The organism is Flavobacterium psychrotolerans (assembly GCF_003097635.1).
In the GTDB taxonomy this organism is placed as follows: domain Bacteria; phylum Bacteroidota; class Bacteroidia; order Flavobacteriales; family Flavobacteriaceae; genus Flavobacterium; species Flavobacterium psychrotolerans.
On record NZ_QCZI01000007.1, the window covers coordinates 24,514 to 38,114 of the forward strand.

13 protein-coding genes and 3 tRNA genes are annotated in these 13,601 nt (G+C 35.3%); 10 read left to right on the plus strand and 6 right to left on the minus strand.

Features of this window, described 5'->3' with window-relative positions:
• Positions 1–128 precede the first annotated feature (128 nt).
• The 4 genes from DB895_RS06980 to tgt all read right to left on the minus strand — a co-directional run bounded on the left by DB895_RS06980 (position 129) and on the right by tgt (position 4,422).
• Positions 129–1,082, minus strand: coding sequence for an acetyl-CoA carboxylase carboxyltransferase subunit alpha (locus tag DB895_RS06980; RefSeq protein WP_116724652.1), 954 nt, complete (start codon positions 1,080–1,082; stop codon positions 129–131).
• Between the two features lie 150 nt (positions 1,083–1,232).
• Positions 1,233–2,108: a DMT family transporter gene (locus tag DB895_RS06985; protein ID WP_116724653.1), complete on the minus strand. Its 876-nt coding sequence runs from the start codon at positions 2,106–2,108 to the stop codon at positions 1,233–1,235.
• Positions 2,095–3,180 carry an LptF/LptG family permease gene (locus DB895_RS06990; protein ID WP_116724654.1) on the minus strand — a complete coding sequence of 362 codons (1,086 nt, stop codon included), beginning with the start codon at positions 3,178–3,180 and terminating at the stop codon, positions 2,095–2,097. Before DB895_RS06990 ends, DB895_RS06985 begins: the two co-directional genes overlap by 14 nt.
• Before the next feature lie 111 nt (positions 3,181–3,291).
• Positions 3,292–4,422, minus strand: coding sequence for a tRNA guanosine(34) transglycosylase Tgt (gene tgt / locus DB895_RS06995; protein ID WP_116724655.1), 1,131 nt, complete (start codon positions 4,420–4,422; stop codon positions 3,292–3,294).
• A gap of 543 nt (positions 4,423–4,965) precedes the next feature.
• Here tgt and DB895_RS07000 point away from each other — a divergent pair.
• From DB895_RS07000 to DB895_RS07010, 3 genes are all read left to right on the plus strand, one after another.
• Positions 4,966–5,511 (plus strand): YciE/YciF ferroxidase family protein, encoded by a 546-nt coding sequence (locus DB895_RS07000; RefSeq protein WP_116724656.1) that lies wholly within the window; start codon positions 4,966–4,968, stop codon positions 5,509–5,511.
• Positions 5,512–5,769: 258 nt separating this feature from the next.
• Positions 5,770–6,621, plus strand: coding sequence for a transketolase (locus DB895_RS07005; RefSeq protein ID WP_116724657.1), 852 nt, complete (start codon positions 5,770–5,772; stop codon positions 6,619–6,621).
• Positions 6,622–6,741: 120 nt separating this feature from the next.
• Positions 6,742–7,695 (plus strand): transketolase family protein, encoded by a 954-nt coding sequence (locus DB895_RS07010; RefSeq protein ID WP_116724755.1) that lies wholly within the window; start codon positions 6,742–6,744, stop codon positions 7,693–7,695.
• A gap of 120 nt (positions 7,696–7,815) precedes the next feature.
• On the opposite strand, the gene DB895_RS07015 is transcribed toward DB895_RS07010, so the two are convergent.
• The gene (locus tag DB895_RS07015) at positions 7,816–8,793 is read right to left on the minus strand and encodes an FKBP-type peptidylprolyl isomerase (RefSeq protein WP_116724658.1); all 978 of its coding nucleotides are present in this window, start codon (positions 8,791–8,793) and stop codon (positions 7,816–7,818) included.
• Positions 8,794–8,872: 79 nt separating this feature from the next.
• On the opposite strand from DB895_RS07015, the gene DB895_RS07020 reads away from it, so the two are divergent.
• Positions 8,873–9,253: an RNA-binding S4 domain-containing protein gene (locus tag DB895_RS07020; RefSeq protein ID WP_116724659.1), complete on the plus strand. Its 381-nt coding sequence runs from the start codon at positions 8,873–8,875 to the stop codon at positions 9,251–9,253.
• A gap of 44 nt (positions 9,254–9,297) precedes the next feature.
• Positions 9,298–9,795, plus strand: a complete 498-nt coding sequence (locus DB895_RS07025) for a phosphoribosyltransferase domain-containing protein (RefSeq protein WP_116724660.1) — start codon at positions 9,298–9,300, stop codon at positions 9,793–9,795.
• On the opposite strand, the gene DB895_RS07030 is transcribed toward DB895_RS07025, so the two are convergent.
• The gene (locus tag DB895_RS07030; RefSeq protein WP_116724661.1) at positions 9,787–10,305 is read right to left on the minus strand and encodes a shikimate kinase; all 519 of its coding nucleotides are present in this window, start codon (positions 10,303–10,305) and stop codon (positions 9,787–9,789) included. The two genes, DB895_RS07025 and DB895_RS07030, sit on opposite strands and share 9 nt — an antisense overlap.
• A 127-nt stretch (positions 10,306–10,432) precedes the next feature.
• Here DB895_RS07030 and DB895_RS07035 point away from each other — a divergent pair.
• The 5 genes from DB895_RS07035 (at position 10,433) to DB895_RS07055 (ending at position 13,511) form a co-directional block, all read left to right on the plus strand.
• A tRNA-Lys gene (locus DB895_RS07035) sits at positions 10,433–10,505 on the plus strand.
• Between the two features lie 23 nt (positions 10,506–10,528).
• Positions 10,529–10,601: transfer RNA gene (locus DB895_RS07040), tRNA-Lys, on the plus strand.
• 45 nt (positions 10,602–10,646) lie between these two features.
• Positions 10,647–10,729 (plus strand) — tRNA-Leu (locus DB895_RS07045).
• A gap of 368 nt (positions 10,730–11,097) precedes the next feature.
• Positions 11,098–11,994: a MerR family transcriptional regulator gene (locus DB895_RS07050; protein ID WP_116724662.1), complete on the plus strand. Its 897-nt coding sequence runs from the start codon at positions 11,098–11,100 to the stop codon at positions 11,992–11,994.
• Positions 11,995–12,050: 56 nt separating this feature from the next.
• On the plus strand, positions 12,051–13,511 hold the full coding sequence (locus DB895_RS07055) for a phytoene desaturase family protein (RefSeq protein WP_116724663.1): 1,461 nt from the start codon (positions 12,051–12,053) through the stop codon (positions 13,509–13,511).
• The last annotated feature ends 90 nt before the right edge of the window (positions 13,512–13,601 follow it).

Sequence of the window (13,601 nt, forward strand, 5' to 3'; positions counted from 1 at the left end):
ACAATAAAATAAAAAAAATGAAGTTAGAGTTGTTAGAAATGGATGTTGATAAATCCTTATTTTTTGTTTATAACCAAAAAAAAATCCGAAACCATTGGGCTTCGGATTTAGAATAATTCTGTAAGAATTTACCCTTTATACTCGCCCATTTTACAGTATTTATCCATCCTTTGGGCAACTAATTCGTCTGTTGATAAATCTTTCAATTCGTAGAATGCTTTCATAATATATTGTTCCACCGTCTTGAAAGCAGTCGCCTTATCATAATGCGCTCCGCCAAGAGGTTCTGGTATGATATCGTCAACTAACTTTTGTTTTTTCATGTCGGCAGAAGTCAGTTTTAAAGCTTCCGCGGCTTGTTCTTTATATTCCCAACTTTTCCATAAAATGGAAGAGCAGGATTCAGGAGAAATCACAGAATACCAAGTGTTTTCCATCATCAATACGCGATCTCCAACACCAATTCCTAATGCACCACCCGAAGCACCTTCTCCCACTATAACGGATATTATTGGCGTTTTAAGACGAATCATTTCAAAAATATTTCTCGCAATCGCTTCTCCTTGTCCACGTTCTTCCGCTTCTAATCCGGGATAAGCTCCTGGTGTATCGATTAAAGTTACTACAGGAATTCCAAATTTTTCTGCCATTTTCATTAAACGCAGTGCTTTCCTATATCCTTCCGGATTTGCCATACCAAAATTACGAAACTGACGCATTTTAGTGTTTATTCCTTTTTGTTGGCCAATAAGCATAAAGGACTGACCTTCAATTTTCCCTAATCCTCCAATCATCGCCTTGTCATCTTTAAAACCTCTATCCCCAAAAAGTTCTAAAAAAGTTCCTTTGGTTAAATTCGTTATGTGTTCTAAAGTATATGGTCTATTTGGATGTCGGGACAACTGAACCCTCTGCCATGCGGTAAGATTTTTGTATATTTTTATCTTGGTCTCTTCAAGTTTTTTCTCGATTTGTTTGCAGGTGTTTGTTACATCCACATTGGATTCCAAACCAATTATTTGACATTTGTCTAACTGGTCTTCCAATTCTTTTATCGGAAGTTCAAAATCTAAATATTCCATATTATATGTGATGTTTTATTTTATTTAGGAGAACAAAGATAAAATTTAATATTGTCAACGAAAGAAATATTTTAATTATAGTTGTAAACATTTTTGTCAAAATGTCTTTTGGGGTGATGATAAAATTGGAAATCTCTATTTTTTAAAGGATTACCTCTTATAGTATTTTACAATTCCGTTCAAGATAACCGTGGAAAGTATAATGAGAGCACCAATATAGAATCCTGCACTCATTTTTTCTTTCTCGTGAAAGACTAATACCGCAAGTATAATACCGTAAATAGGCTCTAAATTGACTGTAAGCATAACGGTATATGGGCTTAAGAATTTCATGACTTTTACTGATGCAATGAAAGCATACGCAGTGCAAATAGAACTTAAAACAGTAAGATACATCCAGTCAGCCATCGTGATTTCAAAAAATTTGGAATCAAAACCATTGGTGAAAATCAAATAAATGGAGAGAAAAAGCACACCTCCAAAAATTTCATAAAAAGAAATAATAGACGGACTATACACTTTGGCATATTTGCTATTTACAACCGAAAATAAGGCCGAAAGAAACGCAGCAATTAGTGCAAAGAAAATACCTTCAATGTAATGGCTTTCTACCTCAAAGATAATCCCCAGCCCAACAATTACCATTATTCCGAAAAAAACTTCATACAAAATGATTTTTCTGCCGTGCAATAAAGGCTCTAGCAAAGAAGTAAAAAAAGCTCCTGTTGAAAGACAAGCCAAAGTCACGGAAACGTTAGATACTTTAATAGCCTTGAAGAAAGAGAGCCAATGCAACGTAATGATTAATCCGGCAAAAAGAAATCCCAAAACAGCTCGTGTAGGAACTTTATACGATCCTTTTTGGAACCAAATATATAAAACAATAAATACGGAGGCGATTGACATTCTGTACCAAACCAAAGGCAAGGCATCAAGTGAAATTAAAGCGCCTAAAACCGCAGTAAATCCCCAAACAAACACGATGAAGTGGAGATGCAGATAACTCTTTAATTTATCGTTTGGCATTTCGCAAAAGAAAGATGGCCAAAATACCGAAAACTATATTTGGAATCCAAACGGCAAAGATGGGAGGAATCGTTGATTTCTCAGCCATTACACCAAAAATTTTATCGAAAAACACATAGGCAAAAGCCAATAGAATCCCAATAGCTAAATTCACTCCCATCCCTCCACGACGTTTCATGGAGGAAACAGCAACAGCTATAATGGTTAAAATAAATGCCGAAACCGGAACGCTGTATTTTTTATACAAAACCGTTAGATAAACGTTAATGTTCGCATTTCCTCTTCGCTTTTCTCTTTCAATAAAATGAATCAAATCTCCATAACTTAGCGTTTCTGCAACATATACTGTGGGGGTCAAATCATCTAAATCAAATTTGAACTTTGCATTTTTTTTATCTGATTTTTCTATAACATCCCCCAATTGACCAACCGTTCTTTTAGTGTACCCAAACATCGAATAATCTTTACTTATTGGGTTCCATTTAATTCTGTTGGCAGTAATTTTGTATTCAAGTTGATCGCCTTTAAATTTCTCCAATGAAAAATTGAAGGCTGTTTTTGATATCATATTAAAATTACTGACATAAATAAATTCATCGTCATTAATTTGTCTGAACACATCTGAACTTTGGCGCATTTCCTCTTGACCTCCGCCAATAAGATAGGTGTATCTAAAATCATTATACACTTCATTGGCTTTTGGAGCTAGGAAAAAACCCATGATTAAGGCGCCAAAGGAAACAATTGTTGCTCCCACAATATAGGGTCTCAAAAAACGAGTAAAAGAAATTCCAGAACTCAAAATCGCAATAATCTCAGTTTTATTTGCTAATTTAGAGGTAAACCAAATGATGGAAAGAAATAGAAAAATAGGAAAAAGAAAGTTGGCAAAATGGATAATAAAATAAAAATAATAATTGGCAATCTCTTTAAAAGGAACCTTGTTCTCGATCATTTTATTGACCTTTTCAGAAACGTCTATTACAATTCCTATAGGAATAAACATCAACAACATAACCGAAAAAGTGGTTAAGTATCTTTTAAGAATGTATTTATCTATTATTTTTAGCATATTGTTTTGGGTGTTGAGTTTTAGGTATTGGGTTTTAGTATATAGATTTTCAGCTAATAACTTTCATCTGCGCTAAACTTTCCTAAACTCATAAACTTTCTAACCTTTTTTTTACAATCTCTGGCTCATTTGTTTCACCATCATTTCCTTCCAAACTCTAAAATCTCCCGCTAAGATATGCTTTCTGGCTTCACGAACCAACCACATATAAAATCCAAGATTATGAATCGTAGCAATTTGTTTTCCTAAATATTCATTGGCAGCAAACAAATGCCGCAAATAGGCCTTCGTATACTCGGTATCCACAAAGGTTAATCCCATTTCATCCAAAGGAGAAAAATCGTCTTCCCATTTTTTGTTTTTGATGTTGATGGTTCCGTTTGCGGTAAACAACATTCCGTTTCTGGCGTTACGTGTTGGCATTACACAATCGAACATATCTACTCCTAGAGCAATATTTTCGAGTATATTTATAGGAGTTCCCACACCCATTAAATATCGTGGTCTATCCTCCGGCAGAATATCACAAACCACCTCAGTCATGGCGTACATTTCTTCGGCGGGTTCTCCCACTGAAAGTCCACCAATGGCGTTACCCTGTTGCCTCGAATTTGCTATGTATTCTGCCGATTGTATCCTCAAATCCTTGTAAGTGCTTCCTTGAACAATAGGGAAAAAAGTTTGATCATAACCATATTTTGTTGGCACTTTTTCTAAGTGATTAATGCAACGGGTTAACCAACGATGTGTCATGTGCATAGACCGCTGCGCATACCTAAAATCACAAGGATAAGGAGTGCATTCATCAAAGGCCATAATGATGTCAGCCCCAATGGTACGCTGAATTTCCATTACGTTTTCGGGTGTAAAAAAATGATAAGAACCATCAATATGCGATTTGAATTTTACGCCTTCTTCCTTAATTTTCCGATTTGCAGAAAGCGAATACACTTGATACCCGCCAGAATCAGTTAAAATATTTCGGTCCCAATTCATGAATTTGTGCAACCCGCCCGCTTTTTCCAAGATTTGGGTTTGCGGACGCAGGTATAAATGATAGGTGTTTCCTAAAATAATATCGGGGTTTATTTCTTCTTTCAATTCCCGTTGGTGCACCCCTTTTACAGAAGCTACGGTACCCACCGGCATAAAAATTGGAGTTTCAATCACACCATGATCAGTGGTAATACTTCCAGCTCTAGCTTTCGTATGGGGATCTTTTTGCAGTAAATCAAATTTCATAAAATCATTTTTCAGTCGGCAAAGATAATTTATTTAAGATTTAGGAATTGCGATTTAGTATTTTATTTAACAAGACTGTTTAAAGATAAAAACTAAAAATAATTATACTTTATTTCTATAAAATTTTCGTGCTGCATTTATGGAAACCATTTCTCTTATCATCTCTTTTCACTTCTCGTTTATATGTTCTCCAGAGAAAAATACGATGATTATGACCCCCTTTAACATGGGATATGACTCCCAATTTTGATTTGGATTTCAAGTCACAATCTTTTTTCAAAGGACAACTTTATCCCTACAAAAATTTAGGAATTGGCATTTTAATAAGAAGCGGATAGCATTTTTGAAAATAGATTCTATTATTATTTTGGCTTGACATTTTTTTTGTCTAAATCATATTATTCCTATATACAATTAGTTAATTAACAATCGTTTATAGAATAATATATTTAATTTTATGTTGTTTAAAAAGCAGGAAATGAGTTTGTTAAATATAAAACTCCTTTCTAAAACTCCTTAAATTAATATTTAAAAACAATCATTATGGAAACCACAATTAAAAAACAAGAAGCTGGGAAAGCTAAATCAAGTGAAGCACAAAATTTGAGAGGTCTATTTGAAGTTGGTTTAAAAGACATTTACAATGCCGAAAAAGTGTTGACTAGAACGTTACCAAAAATGGTTAAAAATGCCACTTCGCCAGAATTGGTCAACGCCTTAAAAAGTCATCTAAATGAAGCGGAAGCACAAGTTTCCCGTTTAGAACAGGTCTTTAATGCAGCAGGGCTAAAACCCAGTGACAAAAAATGTGAAGCAATGGAAGGATTGTTGAAAGAAAGCGAAGGAATCATGCAAGAAACCGTGAAAGGCGCGGTACGAGATGCTGGAATTATTGCCGCAGGACAAAAAGTAAAACACTATGAAATTGCAACCTATGGCACTTTACACGCCTTCGCAAAAACATTGGGAGAAAATAAAGCTGCTAATTTATTGGCCATGACACTTGATGAACAAAAAAAATCAGATGCCGCCTTGACTGGAATCGCTATGTCGGCCGTTAATGCTAATGCCGCTGTGGGTATACAGTAAGGATTTTGGTTACGGTTTTTTACTCTAAATAATTAGGCCTGCTTCTTGCAGGCTTTTTTTGTTATTGTAGTTCTACTCATTAGTGTCAGCAAATAAAATATTAAAAATAAACAAGATTGTCAAATAATATGGTGATTATTTAAAATATAGTATACGATTTTAGTAATCTCTATAAATTCCTTAATAACTATTCCTAAAATCATTTGTCATAAGCAAAATAAAAATTACTTTTGCCACAGTTTAACTTTAACTTACAAAATGAAGCCTAACATACAACAATTAAATGACTTAACAATTCAAGTCAGAAGAGACATTCTTCGCATGGTTCACGCAGTAAATTCAGGTCACCCAGGTGGTTCTCTTGGATGTACTGAATTCTTGGTAGCACTTTACCAAAACCTTATGGATCGCAAAGAAGGTTTTGATATGAATGGAGTTGGTGAAGATCTTTTCTTCCTTTCAAACGGTCACATTTCACCCGTTTTTTACAGCGTTTTAGCAAGAAGTGGCTATTTTCCCGTTTCGGAATTAGCGACTTTTCGTCTTATCAATACACGATTACAAGGGCACCCAACCACACATGATGGTTTGCCAGGTGTGAGAATAGCCTCTGGATCATTGGGTCAAGGATTATCTGTGGCAATTGGAGCTGCCCAGGCAAAAAAATTAAATGGAGACAATCACATCATCTATACACTTCACGGTGATGGCGAGTTGCAAGAAGGTCAGAATTGGGAAGCCATTATGTATGCTTCCGCAAAAAAAGTAGACAATCTTATTGCTACAGTCGACCTTAACGGAAAACAAATTGACGGAACAACGGACGAGGTTTTATGTATGGGAAGTATCCGTGCTAAATTTGAAGCTTTTGATTGGGATGTTTTGGAAATTAAAGAAGGAAATAACTTAGAAGCCATTATTGCTGGAATGACCGAAGCAAAATCAAGAACTGGAAAAGGAAAACCGGTTTGTGTGCTGTTACATACCGAAATGGGTAATGGGGTTGACTTCATGATGTTCAGTCATGCTTGGCATGGTAAAGCACCTAATGATGCTCAGTTAGAAAATGCTTTAGGTCAAAATTATACTGAAGGAGAAAGCGACTATTAATCCCCTCCTTACCTACCGCCTCGGCGGGAAGGAACAGCTACAAAATTGATAAATAAAATATAAAAACCTATTTACCCCAATAGGAACTCCCCTCATTCGGAGGGGTTGGGGGAGGAAAAAATGAAAAAATATACAAATACAGGAAGTAAAGATACACGTTCAGGCTTCGGAGCAGGAATGACTGAATTGGGTCAAAAAAACGAAAATGTGGTAGCGTTATGTGCCGACTTAATTGGCTCTTTAAAATTTGACGATTTTAAGAAAAATCACCCCGAGCGCTTTTTCCAAATCGGAATTGCAGAGGCAAATATGATTGGGATTGCAGCAGGATTGACCATTGGTGGAAAAATTCCTTTTACGGGAACTTTTGCTAACTTTTCTACAGGAAGAGTTTATGACCAAATTCGTCAATCGGTTGCCTATTCTGATAAAAACGTAAAAATTTGCGCTTCACACGCTGGGTTAACATTAGGAGAAGATGGCGCTACACATCAAATCTTAGAAGATATCGGATTGATGAAAATGTTGCCAGGAATGACGGTAATCAATACCTGCGATTACAATCAGACCAAAGCGGCTACATTGGCCATTGCGGACCATCATGGACCTGTTTATTTACGTTTTGGACGACCAGTTGTCCCTAACTTTATGCCTTCTGATGAAGTTTTCGAAATTGGGAAAGCCATCCTTCTAAACGAAGGTACTGACGTAACAATTGTTGCAACAGGACATTTGGTTTGGGAAGCTTTAATCGCCGCTGAAGCTTTGGAATCCAAAGGAATTTCTGCAGAAGTAATCAATATTCACACCATTAAACCTTTAGATGAAGCAGCTATTTTAAAATCATTAGCTAAAACAAAATGTATTGTTACTGCCGAAGAGCATAACATTCTTGGTGGTTTAGGAGAAAGCGTTTCTAGAGTTTTGGCATTAAACACCCCATCTCCACAAGAATTTGTTGCTGTTCAGGATAGTTTTGGAGAAAGCGGAACTCCAGAGCAACTAATGGAAAAATACAAACTGAACAACCAGGCGATTGTTGAAGCAGTTGAAAGAGTAATCAAAAGAAAATAATAACAAATCCAATCTCTTCCTCTCCTTTTGAGAGAGGGTTGGGGTGAGGAAAATATAAAAAATCCCGACTCGTTTTTAGGAACAAGTCGGGATTTCTATTTGAAAGATATTCCAATTACATTAATGACACGTTTTGTTTAAATGTTTTTTAATTCCATTTGTTGTCCCGCTACAATCCTGAATTAAATCATAACTTGTAGGCAACACGCCATTAATCTTGATTTCATTTTTGGTCAAATAACCGTCCCCATCATCGTCAATATCCAAATAATTTTGCACCCCATCACCATCAGTATCGTCATTGGTAAAATCACCATCACCGTTTAAGTCTTCGTCGACTGAAAGAATACCATCTCCATCTTGATCCGCTCGTTTCATATCATATAATTTAAACGAGAAAACTAGAGATGAGTAAGCGGGTATCGTAGAAGTAGTAACATTATAATATGCCAGCCCCGAGGGTAAAAACATTACTCCTGCGCCAAAATTAAGGTACGACGCTGGATCTGGGCTTGGTGTAGCATCAAAACTACCTGTCTTAAACAAAGGGAAAATTTCAGCCCAACCCCTAATCGTTCTGTCCAATGCTAATCGTTGTTGCGGGTAAAGTACCGTTTCAAAAACAGTAGATGTAATATCTGTAACAGTTATACTATTGGTAGTTGTAGACTTATTGGTTAGATAGGAGCCGCTGTATGCAGCCAAAACCTCATCTACGCGGCAAGGCGATTTTCCGTCTACGTCATTATCAGCTCGAAATTTCAAATAATATACTTCATAATCAATATCGTGAAGCCTTACTTTTTTAATTGAAAGTTTAGGAAATGTGGGGCTATCCAATAAAGACATAATGGACGGCTGACTCCCATTTACGGGAATCTTAGTTAATTTTACATCTTGATCATCAGTAAATCCTGGATGATTCATGACGCTCTCTATATAATAGGTTCTGAGATAATTTTCGATTGTCTCTTTATCTGTTGAATTTTGAACTCCATATTCCCTCAATGGCACAGATGCAACGGTATCGGATTTATTGCATGAAAATAATACAAACGTGACAGAAATTAGAAGGAAATAAAGCTTAAATTTGTTCATTATTGAGAATTTTTTTAGGAGTGCAAGATACAATTTTGATTCATTTTTGTAAACTATTTAACGTCGATTTTGGAAAAATATGAGAGTTGATAAATTTTTATGGTGTGTACGATATTATAAGACCCGAAATATGGTTACCGAGGCTTGCAAAAAAAATCACATAACTGTAAACGGCCAAATTGCAAAGCCTTCAAAAGAGGTTTTTGCCACAGACAAAATCACTTTTAGGAAAGATCAAATCACGCAAATAATAACGGTTTTAGATATTCCCGAAAGCCGTGTTGGTGCAAAATTGGTAGATATTTACAGAAAAAACGAAACCTCAGCAGAAGCCTATCAGCATTTAGAATTACTGAAGTTGGCCAAAGAACATTACAGAAAAACGGGTGATGGGAGACCCACCAAAAAAGACCGTAGAGACTTAGATGATTTTGGAACTGAAAATGAAATAGACCATTAACCTTCCTGTAGAACAATTTTTCCCTTTATTAAAAAATTAAAAAAATGGCACAGAATATCATCCTTAACAATGTGGAGATAGAACACAAAATAAAAAGAATAGCCTATCAAATCTTCGAAACCTTTGTTGACGAAGATGTGATTGTTATTGCAGGAATTGCAAAAAATGGTTATATTTTTGCCGAAAAAATCGCTCAGGCTTTGACGGCAATTTCGGGTATAAAAGTTACACTCTGTGAAGTTTATATCAACAAAACAAATCCGAATTCAACTATCACCACTTCAATATCAAAAGAAGATTATGAAAACAAAGGTCTCGTTCTTGTAGATGATGTTTTAAATTCGGGAACAACTCTAGTCTATGGCGTTAAACATTTTCTTGAAGTGCCTTTAAAGAAATTTAAAACCGCCGTGTTGGTAGACAGAAATCATAAAAAATACCCCGTGAAAGCCGATTTTAAAGGTATTTCACTAAGCACTTCCTTACAGGAGCACGTTCAGGTCGTATTCGGAAAAGAATCAAGTCATGCTTATCTAAACTAAAATTGCTTTTATTTCCGAAACCGTTTCCTGTGGAGATTTATTATCTGTCAAGATGGTATATTTAGCCTTATTATAATAAAAGCTTCTCTCAAAAAGATGTTTGGCAATAAACTCTTTCATCTCACCCTCATTTTTATTGGCAATTAAAGGCCTATTTATTTTTTGATTACGTAACCTTTCATATAATTTATCTACGGATGCCTTAAGATAGATTGTAGTGATGCCTTCCCCATACAATAGTTCTTGATTGTTGGTAAAACATGGCGTTCCTCCTCCCAAACTCAAAATCATATTATCATCGGACTGGACTATTTTTTTTAAAACCTCATGTTCCAATTTTCTAAAATAGACCTCACCTTTTTGCTCAAAAATAGTTACAACAGATAAATTGAGCTCTTTTTCTATGGTTTCATCCAGATCTTGGAAACCAAAATTTATGCTTTTTGACAGCAACTTGGCAATTGTTGACTTCCCTGAGCCCATATACCCTATTAAAATTATTTTCTTCATAATAATAAAACCTTAAATATTAAGACATTAACGACAATTAGCAAAAAAAGACAAATTTAAAATAAAATAGCTTTGAAAAATAAATAATAACGCCTTATATTTGCACCCGCATTGAAGAAATGATAATGACTTGATAGCTCAGTTGGTAGAGCACATCACTTTTAATGATGGGGTCCTGGGTTCGAGCCCCAGTCAGGTCACAAATTTACAATCTTCATGCTCCGACTTGATAGCTCAGTTGGTAGAGCACATCACTTTTAATGATGGGGTCCTGGGTTCGAGCCCCAGTCAGGTCACAATTAAAAAAGAGGCGTTGCATTGCAACGTCTCTGCTTTTTTTAGGCCACGTGGAGAAACGGTAGACTTGCCAGCTTGAGGGGCTGGTGCTCGCAAGGGCGTGCGGGTTCAAATCCCGCCGTGGTCACAATAAATATTGATTGTCATTTAATTGAAATATAGCTGATAATCCCATATTATAGTACAAAAACTTCGATGATATTTTTACTTCATTCGAATTTTTATGGATTAAGTCCAAAACAATCCATCCTATTTTATAACTCCGAACCCTTTTAAATTTAATTTGTTAATTCTCAGACCAAACTAAATTACAGCCAGAAAGAGCATTTTTCAATATAACTAATTTTTTGAGTCAAATAAAAAATGAGGTCTCATGAATGTAAGATATCGACAGGGCTCCATAAGTTATTCAAACTTATTTTACCAAATAATTTATGGACCTATCGTCAAACAAAATAATAACATTACTTTTGTTTAATAGATTTAAGCAAAGCAATGAACAATATAAAAAATATTTTTAGCATCAAGGATTTAGAAAATCTTTCGGGTATCAAAGCCCACACCATTCGAATATGGGAAAAAAGATACGGTATACTTGAACCTATGCGAACCGAAACTAATATTCGGTACTACGATTTAGCGAGTTTACAAAAACTGCTGAACATTACTTTGTTGCACAATCACGGCTACAAAATTTCAAAAATATCAAAATACCCTCCAGAAACAATCCCCTCATTGGTTCGGGAAATTATTTCTGATAAAAGCGCTAAACACCATGCCATCAATGCGTTTAAAATCGCTATGATGAATTTTGACCAAAGGCTATTTTTAAACACTTACAATAATTTGCTTTCCGAAAAATCCTTTCGTGAAATATTCTGCGATGTGCTTGTTCCATTAATGAATGAAGTAGGTCTATTGTGGCAAACGGACACCATTACTCCAGCCCACGAACATTTTGTAAGCTATTTAATTAAACAGAAAATATTAATAAACACGGAGAAACTACAAATTCTTGAGCCAACTAAAACAGATAAAATTTTCATTCTCTATCTGCCTTCGAATGAAATCCATGAATTGGGATTGATGTACCTTAATTATGAAATCATTTTTCACGGATATAAAGCCATTTATTTGGGCGAAAGTGTGCCTCTTGAGAGCTTAAAAGACCTTAAAAAATATTTCGAATCTATTGTTTATGTTTCCTATTTGACTGTAGAGCCGAATAAAGACTTGGTGAATGATTATGTCGCTAAAATGAACACCGAAATTCTGGATGAAACCTCAGAATTATGGCTTTTAGGTAGATTAGTAGAATTTATCGACACTTCAAAATTACCTGCTAACGTGATAATACACCAATCCCTCACGCAACTGGTAAATAATCTGTAAATTTGAGTTAAGAATATTTATTTTTGTTTAACTTTTAATTACTTTTGTTGAACAATATGAAAAAAGATATAAAAATTATCGGTTCTGGTTTTTCCTCACTATCAGCTTCATGCTATCTCGCTAAAAAAGGTCATAAAGTAACCGTTTACGAAAAAAATGATACCATAGGCGGAAGAGCACGACAATTAAAAAAAGACGGATTTACGTTTGACATGGGACCAAGCTGGTATTGGATGCCCGATGTTTTCGAACGCTTTTTTGCGGATTTTGGTAAAAAAACTTTCGATTATTATGAGCTCATAAAATTATCCCCAGCCTACAGGGTATATTATGGAATCAATGATTTCATAACCATAGCAGACAATTTACCCGATATCTTAGTGGCTTTTGAAGAAATCGAAAAAGGTAGTGGAGAAATCCTTCAAGAGTTCATGATTGAAGCCAAAAGCAATTATGACATTGCCATAAAAGATTTGGTTTATCGCCCGGGAGTTTCTCCATTAGAATTAATTACGGCTAAAACTGCCATGAGAGTAGGTCAGTTCTTTAGTACGATTAGTAAAGACGTTCGCAAAAAATTCAAGAATGAACGCCTAATTCAAATCTTAGAATTTCCGGTTTTGTTTCTTGGAGCAAAAGCTTCTGATACGCCTTCATTTTATAGCTTCATGAATTTTGCCGATTTTGGATTGGGTACTTGGCACCCAAAAACGGGAATGTTTGATGTTGTTTTAGCCTTAGAAAAATTGGCAAAAGAATTGGGTGTCACCTTTCATGTAAATTCCAATATTGAAAAAATAATTGTAGAAAAAGGCAAGGCAATCGCAATAGCGATTGATGGTAAAGTTATCCCCGCAGATGTGATTTTGAGCGGAGCAGATTACCATCATACGGAAACTTTATTAGACGAAAAATATCGGGCTTATTCTGAAAAATATTGGGAAAGCAGAGTTTTTGCTCCTTCTTCCCTACTATTCTATGTAGGGTTCAACAAAAAAATAAAAAATATTACGCATCATGCCCTATTTTTTGATGTCGATTTCAATGCGCATGCGACAGCTATTTACGATAAACCAAAATGGCCAAAAGAACCTTTATTTTATGCTAATTTTCCATCAATAACCGATGAAACTGCGGCACCAAAAGGAATGGAATCGGCTTTTTTTCTAATCCCATTGGCACCAGGAATTGTGGATACTGAAGAATTGCGCACTGCTTATTTTGAAAAAATAATAGATCGTTTTGAAAAACTGACGCAACAAAGCGTGAAAAATAATATTATCTTTAAACAGTCATTTTGCAAAAATGATTTTGTCTCTAATTATAATTCCTATAAAGGAAATGCCTACGGAATGGCAAATACCCTATTGCAAACTGCATTTTTAAGACCCAAACTAAAAAGTAAGAAAGTTGAAAATTTATATTTCACCGGGCAACTAACTGTGCCTGGACCAGGAGTCCCTCCCGCATTGATCTCGGGTAAATTAGTTGCTGAATTAATAGAAAAAAATATTTAATTATGAAATCGCCACTAACAAGCCGTTTGCCCAAGCAAACACCAATAAATAAAAAGGCGATACCATATTTGACCGCTGACAAATAAATTT